Genomic DNA, 11,348 nt, shown 5'->3' with positions numbered 1-11,348 from the left:
AGTCGTACGTACTCGTCACACTATCAATAGATCTATTAATCTATCTGTCTAATATTGATGCATAAAAAATAGAATGGTCATGTGCACCCACTCAACACACCAATGCCCCTCGGGTTTGAATTCAGTTGAAAACTTGCTTTTTACTCATAATTTCATAGAGTTAAATGTAGAAAGGCATCATTGAAATATCCTTATGACAACACTCTTTACGGAGGCGGACCGCATTGAATACTCAATCTATGAACGCATACGATCCTAATGAATCTCGATTTTTGCGACTGATAGAGTCAATGCCAAAAGTGGCAGTACAGGGTTATGACAAAAACAGAAAGGTAATCTATTGGAATGAAGCAAGCTGCGAGATCTATGGATACTCCAAAGAAGAGGCATTCGGACAAACCTTAGAAGATCTCATTATTCCTGACGCCATGCAACAGGTCGTTATTGACCTCCATAAAGCGTGGATCGACCACAACATCGCCATTCCTGCAGGAGAGCTTTGCTTACGACGCAAAGACGGCCAACAAGTCATTGTGTATTCAAGCCACATCATGTTTAAACAAGGATCGGATGAACCAGAGATGTTCTGCGTTGATGTTGATCTTACCGAACAGCATAAGTCGAAGCTGGAGTTGCAACGAATAGCAACCACGGACAGTTTAACCGACCTCCCCAACCGGAGATATTTTGAGGAAGAACTCGCTCGTCGAATCAGTGAAGCTAAACGATTCAATCAAAAAATGGCCGTGTTGTTTATCGATCTCGATCTATTTAAAGAGATTAACGACACTATGGGACATAATGCTGGGGACCGTTTATTAATACAAGTTGCTCAGCGACTCAAGCGTCGTCTAAGAATGTACGATACGCTCTCTCGATTTGGTGGAGATGAGTTTCTAGTCGTTCTGCCAAATATTCAAGACAATAGTGACGTCGAGATTGTGGTGCATAAACTCATGTCTGAGTTTGAACAGACGTTTACGCTTTTTAAACAGAATATATACATCACAGCAAGCATCGGAATCAGCCTATACCCAAAGGATGGGATCGATACAGATCAGTTGCTTAAATATTCAGATGCCGCCATGTATCAAGCAAAAGAAGACGGCCGGAATCGCTATCGATTTTTTGACAAATCTATTCATAACGTTCTCCGCTTCCAACGAGAGATCTCAAATCACCTCAGAGATTCTCTTTATTTAAACCAGTTCCATCTCGTTTATCAGCCTCAAATTGACCTCAACAACAATAAAATAATCTCTTGTGAAGCATTAATTCGATGGGATCCAACCCCTCCGATTAAGGCAGTAGGCCCGGATATTTTCATCCCAATTGCAGAACGTTCAGATCTGATTATTAAGATTGGTGAATGGGTGCTCAGAAGTGCCTGCAAACAGATATCGCAATGGAAGCAACAAGGCATTAAAGACATACGAGTAGACATCAATGTCTCTGGTAGGCAATTAACACAGAATGACTTTTTCTCCTTCTTATTTGACACGTTGCGCGAGTTTGGCTTACAGCCAAAAGATCTCGGTATTGAATTGACGGAACACACATTGATTGCCGCAAACGACGATTTGATGACCAAATTAAAACGTCTAAGAAAAGCAGGCACGGCAATATCCATTGACGATTTTGGCACTGGCTATTCATCACTAAGCTATCTACGAAAATTCCCAATTAGTTACCTTAAAATTGATAGAGCGTTCGTGACAGAAGTACCGAATGATCACAAAGATGAAGCGATTTTGAAAGCAATTATAGACGTGGGACACATCCTCGATCTCATTATCGTTGTAGAAGGCGTTGAGACTGAAACTCAGGCTCAAATTTGTCGTCAACTCGGTAGCGATTCCGCTCAAGGGTACTTTTACTACAAGCCGGTAAAAGCCGAACAGATGCTATCTCTATTACAAATCCAACTAGAAAGCTGAGCTATATACTTAAACAGTATATAAAGGTACGACTTATACTAGATTAGGTAATAAAAACACGCCACAATGGCACAACTATTCGCTCAGAAGTGGTCAATGTGAAAACCTTACTCTTTACCTTTGTTGCTATGCTCGCTTTCGCAGCCAACTCTATTTTATGTCGCATTGCGTTACTAGAAGGACACATCGATGCGGGATCGTTCACACTGATTCGAATTTTTTCCGGAGCGATAACACTCATTGTCATTACGCTTATTTTCCGTCGATCCAATTCATCCGTCCTGCCCGTCAACAAAAAATCCGTCATCATTTCGTCTATATCGCTGCTTGGCTACGCGCTGTTTTTTTCATTTGCGTACATCAAACTTGGGACAGGGACAGGCGCACTTATTCTGTTTGGGGTTGTACAATTAAGTATGTTGATCAATTACGCTTATAAGGGAAACCACATTATTGGTTTCGAGTGGCTAGGCATTGGAGTTGCCATCAGTGGTTTTTTGGTTTTGCTATTGCCTTCTGCAACAAGACCTGACCTCATCTCGGCCCTGTTGATGGCAGTGTCTGGAGTATGTTGGGCAATATTTACTCTTCAAGGAAAAGCGTCTGGCACGCCTTTACAATCTACCACCCAAGGTTTTGTGGGCAGCTTGGTGATTGCTCTTCTAATGCTGCCATGGCTATTAAATATAGGCAGTGTTACTCAAACGGGCCTTTTGTTGGCTGTCTGCTCTGGTGTTTTCACTTCAGCATTAGGTTATGTCATCTGGTATATGGCGTTAAAGCAACTCACCGTGCTAACGGCATCAATCGTTCAACTTTCAGTGCCTGCAATTGCTTTGCTTGGAGGCGCCATCATTGTAAGAGAACCGCTCTCTTTTAATATTGTGCTTTCTACCGCGTGTATTTTGGGCGGAATTGCTCTGGTATTCATCGCACAACAGAAAAAAACAGCACGCTAATCATGTAAACCATGTGGGTGAAATCATCCCGACAATAAATAAAAAAAAGGACGCTTTATCAGCATCCTCAACGGGGACCAACCCTATAAAAACATGGCCATGAGGCCCAAAGGAATCACAAGAAGGTAAAGCTCTAACCCACGGTCACTGAGTGCTAAGTAAACCGACTTAATAACCATGCCAAGCTTTAGTCCGAAGTGCACAACATCAAGCTTAAAATTCTTATCACCTTCCACACTGATATGCGAACTGGTCAAATCGATATGCTTATTGGCATAAATATTTTTATGGCCAAATGACCTATGTTTTGTTAACTGGTTCATAATAATACCTCCACAACCTTTTGTTAACACCTATTATATAAGCATTGTCACAAAATAAAATATCATGTTTGGTATATTGAATATGCTTATTGGCAACAACAAAATTTTGTATGGATGGCACTAATGGTAGAAAAAAATTCACATAAGTTTTACGCGAAGGATGACCTATTTGAAAGTGAACTGATTGCTAAAGAGTGCCCTGATATTAATTCGCCTTCGAATTATTCACGGACATTAGGGGCGTCACAAAATTGGATTGGGTGTGGATACATACATAAACCCGGCATTGAAACCGAACATATTAATATTAAATTTCCCTTCTTTTCTTTGGTTTATGTCATTCGAGGAAATGGGAGTTATACCGACGAAAAAGGCAAACTTTACCCGCTGTCGCCGGGCTGTGTATTTCAACGCAGACCAAAAATCATGCATACCACGGTGGTTAATCCCCACAGTGACTGGCAAGAATACTACCTAGACTGTAACGAAGAGTTGTATGAACACCTAAGTAGCATGTCTTTGATCAACAGAGATATCGCGGTGTACAGTAATGCTGTATGCCCGGGTATTAAACCCGACATAGAATCCCTAATGTCACAATTACAAAACGCCAACGAAGAGGATGTATTCGACGCCTATTTAAGTTTCCTGAACATAATGAGAACGTTACTAACCTCTCAAGATGAAGCGACTATTCCAAGCGACATGATCACAGAAAGCATCACCGATTTCGAGGTCCGTTATGCCGTTCGATTTGACCTCAAAGTGTACTGTGTGGAAAAAGGCTGGGGCTACGAAAAATTTCGAAAAACATTTAAAAAACACATTGGCGTCTCTCCAAAAGAGTATTTGATCAGAAAACGAATGGATGAAGCTTGTCGCCTTTTAAGGTCGACCAAAAAACGTATCTCGATTATCGCAACAGACTTAGGCTACGCATCACAGTATGAGTTTTCGAATCAATTCAGTAAATATTTCAACGTTGCACCTAAGCATTATCGAGAAGGAATCTAACGAATTGAATGATTTTAACTGTACAAAAACACAGTAAATTGTACACTTACAATATCATTTATTGTTATGAAGAGACCCAAATGAGAACGGATTACCACACTAAACTGAAGCCCGTTATTCGTTTTTTAGAACAAAATTACAATGTGCCGCTAAACTTAGAAGAGGTGGCTAAACTAGCCGCACTTTCCCCCTATCACTTTCACCGAGTTTTTAAAAGTGTTACTGGGGAAACATTAAATGAATTTCTGCGTCGTCTTCGATTACAAAAAGCAGCACACGATCTCTTTTATAACAAACCACCTATTATTGACGTCGCTTTAGAGCAAGGGTTTTCCAGTTCCCAAAACTTTGCGAAAGCGTTTCGCAAGCATTATGATCTATCCCCCAGTGAAGTTCGCGAATGTACTAATCTCACGATTTTTTCTCAGGTTCTTCGAAAGAGCAAGATAGGAACCACACACAGCAAAAACGGAAACGACTTAGTCGAAAGCACTTCCTATAATTCTTCTCACACAACACAGAGGAGAATAAACATGATTAAGCAACAGTTTGACCAAGGAACCTTAGCCTACGTTCGAGTCACAGGACCTTACGGTGAGAACTACAAACCCGCACTAGACGCCCTTTATGGTTGGGCGAGCTCTGAAGGTGTCGCAGACGCTACTTGTATCTTCATCTATCATGATAACCCTGAAATAACGCCGGCGGAAAAGTGCCGAACAGATATTGGTTTATTGGTTCCAGAGAATGTAGAAGTAGCAGGAGCAGTAGAGAAACAACCATTTGTCGGGGGCACATATGCCACGTTACGAAAACAGATCACTGACATGTCCCAATACGGACCGGCGTGGAATGAACACATCGCCCAAATCGTTGATCTAGGAATAGAGATGGATGACGGCCCGTGCTTTGAGCTTTACCATAACTTCAACCCGGAAACTAATGAATCGGATGTGAGTTTCTGTAGCTCAATTAGGTAATAATTGTATACACAGCCTTATCTCAGAATAGATAAGGCTAGGGTCTTTTGAGGTCAATCACGCCATCCTTTTCCGGTGGCAGATCAAGAAGGTTGATACCTTCCGCGTCGTTTTGTTTGAACTCTTGCACCTGTTGTTGAATCCAGTCAACAAATGAGCGAATTTTTTCACGACGAAAGTACCCTTTAGGGGCACAAAGATAATAACTGTATCGAGACTTTACCGCTTTATCACCGATACGTACCAAGTTCCCTTCACGTAAATATCGATTAGCCAAACTATGTTTAACTAAGGCAACGCCTTGCGCTGACAATGCCCCCTCCATTACAAACTGCGAACCGTCATATTCAATGGAAGCATGCCCCGTAGAAAGCTGCATCGTTTCAAACCATATTGACCAGTTCATATCCGGCCATACGTCTTCAATTAAGTCTACTTTAGATAGATTAGAAACATCAAATAGTTGATGTTTCTGTTGATAACTGGGGTGACAAACAGGGTATAAAATTTCATCCATCAACCAAACGGATTCAACATTGGCATATTGGCCGTGACCATAACGAATACAGATATCCACTAAGCCATCTTGAAAGTTAACCAGCTCATTTTTCGGGTCCACCAATAACGATAACTGAGGGTAGAGAGATCGAAAATGATTAATACGCGGAATCAACCAATGTTGGGCAAAAGTCGGATGGGTTGAAATAGACAATCGACCGGGCTCTGGATCTTGGTTTAGGTTTCTCACGCCATCTTGCAGGTGAGCGAATCCTTTCTTGGCTGACTGAAAGAGCGTCTCACCTTCGCTCGTCAACAAAACTTTTCTGTGTTGTCGCACAAATAACTCGCAATCTAACCATTCTTCTAACTGACGTATTTGTTGACTGATTGCCGCTGCACTAACAAACAATTGCTCAGCGGCTAATTTAAAACTGCCTTTTTCTGCCGCAACATAAAAGTAAAACAGGCCTTGTAGGGGAGGCAATTTATCTTTCACTTAAGTTTTCCTTAACTCAATGTCAATTTCTATCGTTTGTCAGAACGAGCACATTGATTGAGTATTGACCATGAAGTCCACCACGATCAAGGAGTATTTATGACTATTCACACAAATTCATCAATTAACTACCATCGTTCTAGCACGCAAGTTTCGCTTAAGCATTTCTTCACCTTGATAAAGAAATGGCACCACAATGCTTGTAGCCGACAGGCACTGAACGAGCTCTCTAAGCACCAACTGTCCGACATTGGGCTAGATAAACTACAGGCAGAAAAAGAGATCCAAAAACACTTTTGGCAATAGTAAAAACGCCAGATGCTAACCAAATACACAGAACGGCCATGGTGTAGCGTATTGAAAAAAATGAGAAATGAGAATCAAACTCCTTTACTCTAGAGTTCTATTGAAAATTTAGATAATGGAATGAACAATGATTACTGCGCTATATGCATCTCTACTTATGTTGTTAATAATTTGGTTGACCGTTAAGGTGATTAAGCAACGCCAATCCGGAAAAATAGCGTATGCAGACGGAGGGGTAAAAGAGCTTCAGATAGCCCGCTCGGCACACGGTAATGCATCAGAAACCATCCCTATAACATTAGTTTTAATGATTCTTTTAGAGCTAAATAGCGGTAATATTTATCTGCTCCACTTGTGCGGAGTAGCGCTACTATTGGGTCGAATTCTTCATGGGACAGGGATCCTTAACGAGAACTTTGGCAACAGAAAAAAAGGCATGGTACTCACCTTTATCAGTCAAATAATTCTTGTCGTCGGCAACCTCATCTACTTACCCTTCGATAAAATGTTCGGTTAAGCAAACTTTGTTAACGTGTGAGATCCTAAAGATAAAAGGTGCCAACAGCGACAAACATCATCGCGGCACCGAATAATTTTTTCTGCCAGAGCACTTTAGATTGGTTGATCTGATGCCTAAAAAAGAAAAACGCAAGCAGAACACCAATCACGCCTCGTAAAGATTGGATAACATTTCCTGTCACTACACCGCTCATATTGAACCCAATCAACAAGAATACCACGGCAATTAACCATGCTATCGCAACCCATTTCACTTGATAAACCATTTTAAACGTCACGCCTTTTACAGGCATTAAAAATAGACTCCCTAATCCACAGATAAAATAGTTAATCGAAATAGTCACCACCGACTGCTCAAAAGGGTTTGACTGAATAATCTCTTTTGAAAACTGTGCAATGGCCATATCAGCAAAGCTATAACCGACACTTGCCGCCAGAACCAATAAAAGCGGCTTCATCGCTATTTTTCCTGATAGCGCTGAAAATCGCCACGCTATGAACAGAATAAGTAAAATAGATAGCCACTGTATTAAAGTAAACTCGGCATTAAACATAGCGACAGATATCATCGCTAATACCGGAATTTTGATTGCCAACAGCGGTGATACTACCGAGGCATCACTTAGCTTTATGGCTTTTATAAGCATATATTGGGCAAAAAGGTAAGGAAGATTAATAAGCAGTATATCTAAGGTTTGAGAGGGTTCTATTAACCGCCAATAACCCATAAACAACACGGGGTATGCGGCAAACACTCCGATGGCGACATGTACGGCGATCAGTAGTTTCACCCCATCAATATTAAAATTTTGTTGGCAACGTTGTGTAAGAATATAGTTGGTCGCTTGAAAAAAGGCGGCCAGAAAGCTAGCAATAAACCCAAAAATCATACTAGGTAAATCTTCTAAGTGATGTGGGGGAACACATGGAGCATTCATTAAAGGAAATATAATGCAGCCTGAAGGGTTTCTATTATAGTGGCTCTTCTGTACCAACAATCATGTATTGTATCACCATGCTCTAATTGAAGATATTACCACTACATTTCATTCCATCTTTTCATTACCAACAAACGCCAAAATCACCATTGCGCTCGTACGAGCAATTGATAAATAGCAACATTTTCGCAACAAAAACAGTCGACAATGCCGACTATAACGGCGAAAATTGGTTATTTACGGAACTAGCTCGTCGGTTTTGTAAAAAATAATTAACAACTTTTTGCACGTTTTTAATCGATTTTTTGTCGATTATGTGCTTTTATATATACATCAATGCTCGAACGAACATATAAGAGTCGATATAATGGAAAAAGTAGAAAACGTTCATGATTTAATTGTCATCGGCGGCGGCATCAATGGTGTCGCTGTCGCAAGTGATGGGGCAGGTCGCGGGTTAGACGTCGCGTTATTTGAGATGAACGATCTTGCATCTGCCACCTCCTCTGCAAGTAGTAAACTGATACATGGTGGACTTCGTTATCTTGAGCATTACGAATTTCGTTTAGTCAGTGAGGCATTAGCAGAGCGTGAAGTATTGTTGAGTAACGCACCTCATCTGGTGGCTCCTTTACGTTTTCAACTACCACATCGCCCACATCTACGCCCAGCTTGGATGATTCGAATCGGTCTATTTCTTTACGACAACATCGGCAAGCGCGTCTCTTTACCTGCAAGCCACGGATTGAAATTTGCTTCTAACGGCCCGTTATTACCACAAATGAAAAAAGGCTTCGAGTATTCCGATTGCGCCGTAGACGATGCTCGTTTAGTGGTTATTAACGCCAAATTAGCGCAAGAGAAAGGAGCGAAGATACACACACGCTCAAAATGTATTGACGCAACTCGCAATAAAGAAGGTTGGACGGTCACAATAGAAGATACATTGACAGGAAAAACGACCGAGTTTAAAGCGAAGGCATTAGTCAATGCTGCTGGGCCATGGGTCGATAAATTTTTTGACTCACAGTTAAAAATGACTTCGCCTCGTGGAATTCGATTGGTGAAAGGCAGCCACGTCATCGTACCCAAGATGTATGAAGAAAATCATGCCTTCATTTTACAGAACGAAGATAACCGAATTGTATTTGTACTGCCCTATCTCGATGATTATTCGGTTATCGGTACCACCGATGTGGAATACACAGGCGACCCTTCAAAAGTGACGATAGATGATGACGAAATAAGCTACCTATGTGACATCGTTAATCAGCATTTTGTTAAACCCGTCTCCCCAGACGATGTCATCTCAACCTGGTCTGGTGTCCGCCCTCTTTGCGAAGATGAGTCATCCGATGCACAAGCGGTAACGAGAGATTACACCATAGAACTCGACGACCAACAACCAGATGCGCCTTTACTCTCTATATTTGGTGGCAAACTCACCACCTACAGAAAACTTGGTCAAGCGGCCGTCGATCAGCTTTCACCTTTTTTCCCTCAAATGAATGAACCCTGGACCAAAACAGCGACATTACCAGGTGGTGACTTCACCAATAGAGATAGCTTACAAAGCACGCTTTTAAAACAGTATCCATGGTTAGAAGCCAAGCTTGCGAGGCGCTTTGTTAGGGCTTACGGCACCCTTTCCGTTTCTATTCTTAAACAGATAAGTAGCGTAGAGGAACTCGGTACGCACTTTGGACACGGTTTGTACCAAGCGGAAGTAGATTATTTGGTCGCTGAAGAGTGGGCGGTCAGTGTCGAAGATATTCTTTGGCGCAGAAGCAAGCTCGGACTCAAGTACACACAAGCAGAAGTTAACACTTTACATGAATACCTTAATCCCCTTAGCACACAAGCTGAAAAGGCAGAAGACACAGCTTTATCGGCTTAATTAGCGGGAATACCTTCTTTTAAGGCGATTAAATCCTTCCCCCAAGTTCCGTTGTCCCCACTATTGTGGGGACGTGACCTGTTCTAACGATCCCATGAACAACGAGGCATTCCGTAACTATAAATACATCTGTTTATTCTGCAAAAGCCCTCGTTTAACCACTTGTCCACGACTTAGTGGTTCATAAACCTGTAGCGGCTTCCCAATCGGTTAGGAGTCGCATGATTGTTCTAGAGTCTTTCGGTCGCGCGCTGGTTCCTTTTAACGTGAGATCACCCTGCTCTAAAGCTTGTCTTATATTTCGTACCTGATACAAGAAGCCATTCCCTATTGCATCTACATTGACCACTCTTCCATCTTGCTCATACTCAGTAACCACAAAATGATTCCCCGCCGCTTCCGGTAACCAAGGGTTTGACGAAACCGCGAGGCTTCCTTTGCTTCCAAGAATCGTGAATTGTGGAAACAAACCGTGGTCTTCTGCCGTATGTAACTGCGCAACAACACCATTTTTAAATTGAAACATTGCGGCGGTATCACATATATTCCCATCGGTACCCATTTTGCCAAATGCAGCCAAATTGTATTGATCAAACACTTGCTCACCAAAACAGCTTTTTAGTACAAGATGCATAAGAGACACAGGATAACAACCTAGATTATATAGCGCGCCTTTACTATCTGGATTAACAAACTCAGCGATAGAGGCCACATACTGCGCATTAATCGACTTTACTTCGCCAATACTTCCGTTAGCAAGTTCCTGCATGATCTGAGCAATAAGTGGATGGTTGAGATACATCAAACCTTCCGCAAAAAAAACGTTATGCTTTTCGACCGCTCGCAGCGCTAAATCGGTCTTCTGCATATCAACAGAAAGAGACTTTTCACTTAAGATAGCTTTGCCAGCTTGCGCTGCTTTAATAATGTACTCATGATGAAGATGATTCGGTAAGGCGACATAAACGACATCAACCTCTTTATCGTTAATCAACGCATCGAAGTCTTGGTAAACCTTCTCAACCTGATGCTGTTTTGCAAACGCTTGCAGCGGTTCGAGCGAACGACCAGCAACAGCAACTATCTCGGTTGTTCCTTCTTCTTTGATGGCATCGGCCATAACACCGGAAATAAAGCTTGTTCCTAAAATACCCCATTTCAGTTTCTTATCCATAATATTTCTCTTTAGAACTGGTAAGTTTGATAGGCGCTAACAAGGTCTGTGAATCCTTGTTTAATAAACTTCTGCGTATGTTCTGCGCGAAAATGCTTTTCATAGGCAGCTTCATCTTCATAACGCTCCCAGAATATAAACTGCCGTGCGTCTGTTTTACTCTTCATCGGTATTGCCATGGTACAGCCTTCTTCGCTGTTCATACTTACACAGAACGCTTTGATCGCTCGTAACGCATGGTCATAATCCACATCTTCTTTGATGCGAATTTCTGCTGTAATAAATAGACCTTTATCCACTTCAA

General features: G+C 41.7%; 12 protein-coding genes. 7 read left to right on the top strand and 5 right to left on the bottom strand.

Annotated features, from left to right (window positions below; translation table 11 throughout):
* The first annotated feature begins 224 nt into the window (after window positions 1–224).
* Window positions 225–1,937 (top strand): sensor domain-containing protein, encoded by a 1,713-nt coding sequence (locus tag IUZ65_RS05805; protein ID WP_229637990.1) that lies wholly within the window; start codon window positions 225–227, stop codon window positions 1,935–1,937.
* A 98-nt stretch (window positions 1,938–2,035) separates the two neighbouring features.
* Window positions 2,036–2,896 (top strand): DMT family transporter, encoded by an 861-nt coding sequence (locus tag IUZ65_RS05800; protein ID WP_195702844.1) that lies wholly within the window; start codon window positions 2,036–2,038, stop codon window positions 2,894–2,896.
* An 83-nt stretch (window positions 2,897–2,979) separates the two neighbouring features.
* Here IUZ65_RS05800 and IUZ65_RS05795 read toward each other — a convergent pair whose 3' ends face one another.
* Window positions 2,980–3,219: a hypothetical protein gene (locus IUZ65_RS05795; RefSeq protein ID WP_195702843.1), complete on the bottom strand. Its 240-nt coding sequence runs from the start codon at window positions 3,217–3,219 to the stop codon at window positions 2,980–2,982.
* A gap of 123 nt (window positions 3,220–3,342) precedes the next feature.
* Between IUZ65_RS05795 and IUZ65_RS05790 the strand changes: the two genes are divergently transcribed.
* Both IUZ65_RS05790 and IUZ65_RS05785 read left to right on the top strand, forming a co-directional pair.
* Window positions 3,343–4,233 carry an AraC family transcriptional regulator gene (locus IUZ65_RS05790; RefSeq protein WP_195702842.1) on the top strand — a complete coding sequence of 297 codons (891 nt, stop codon included), beginning with the start codon at window positions 3,343–3,345 and terminating at the stop codon, window positions 4,231–4,233.
* 80 nt (window positions 4,234–4,313) lie between these two features.
* The gene (locus tag IUZ65_RS05785; RefSeq protein ID WP_195702841.1) at window positions 4,314–5,213 is read left to right on the top strand and encodes an AraC family transcriptional regulator; all 900 of its coding nucleotides are present in this window, start codon (window positions 4,314–4,316) and stop codon (window positions 5,211–5,213) included.
* Window positions 5,214–5,250: 37 nt separating this feature from the next.
* Here the strand turns inward: IUZ65_RS05785 and IUZ65_RS05780 are convergent, their stop codons facing one another.
* Window positions 5,251–6,210: a LysR substrate-binding domain-containing protein gene (locus tag IUZ65_RS05780; protein WP_195702840.1), complete on the bottom strand. Its 960-nt coding sequence runs from the start codon at window positions 6,208–6,210 to the stop codon at window positions 5,251–5,253.
* Between the two features lie 99 nt (window positions 6,211–6,309).
* On the opposite strand from IUZ65_RS05780, the gene IUZ65_RS05775 reads away from it, so the two are divergent.
* Together IUZ65_RS05775 and IUZ65_RS05770 are read left to right on the top strand one after the other, a co-directional pair.
* Window positions 6,310–6,516: a DUF1127 domain-containing protein gene (locus IUZ65_RS05775; protein WP_195702839.1), complete on the top strand. Its 207-nt coding sequence runs from the start codon at window positions 6,310–6,312 to the stop codon at window positions 6,514–6,516.
* Window positions 6,517–6,643: 127 nt separating this feature from the next.
* On the top strand, window positions 6,644–7,033 hold the full coding sequence (locus IUZ65_RS05770; RefSeq protein ID WP_195702838.1) for an MAPEG family protein: 390 nt from the start codon (window positions 6,644–6,646) through the stop codon (window positions 7,031–7,033).
* Window positions 7,034–7,058: 25 nt separating this feature from the next.
* On the opposite strand, the gene IUZ65_RS05765 is transcribed toward IUZ65_RS05770, so the two are convergent.
* Entirely contained in the window at window positions 7,059–7,925 is an 867-nt protein-coding gene (locus IUZ65_RS05765; protein WP_195702837.1) for an EamA family transporter, read from the bottom strand.
* A 415-nt stretch (window positions 7,926–8,340) separates the two neighbouring features.
* Here IUZ65_RS05765 and glpD point away from each other — a divergent pair, with 415 nt between their 5' ends.
* The gene (gene glpD, locus IUZ65_RS05760) at window positions 8,341–9,870 is read left to right on the top strand and encodes a glycerol-3-phosphate dehydrogenase (RefSeq protein ID WP_195702836.1); all 1,530 of its coding nucleotides are present in this window, start codon (window positions 8,341–8,343) and stop codon (window positions 9,868–9,870) included.
* A 181-nt stretch (window positions 9,871–10,051) separates the two neighbouring features.
* Here the strand turns inward: glpD and IUZ65_RS05755 are convergent, their stop codons facing one another.
* Both IUZ65_RS05755 and IUZ65_RS05750 read right to left on the bottom strand, forming a co-directional pair.
* Window positions 10,052–11,032 carry a Gfo/Idh/MocA family protein gene (locus IUZ65_RS05755; RefSeq protein WP_195705010.1) on the bottom strand — a complete coding sequence of 327 codons (981 nt, stop codon included), beginning with the start codon at window positions 11,030–11,032 and terminating at the stop codon, window positions 10,052–10,054.
* A gap of 23 nt (window positions 11,033–11,055) precedes the next feature.
* Window positions 11,056–11,343: a putative quinol monooxygenase gene (locus tag IUZ65_RS05750; protein ID WP_195702835.1), complete on the bottom strand. Its 288-nt coding sequence runs from the start codon at window positions 11,341–11,343 to the stop codon at window positions 11,056–11,058.
* Window positions 11,344–11,348 lie beyond the last annotated feature (5 nt).

The organism is Vibrio sp. VB16 (assembly GCF_015594925.2).
GTDB lineage: Bacteria > Pseudomonadota > Gammaproteobacteria > Enterobacterales > Vibrionaceae > Vibrio.
The sequence above is the reverse complement of the archived record's forward strand: the minus strand, read 5'-3'. Positions and strand labels throughout refer to the sequence as shown.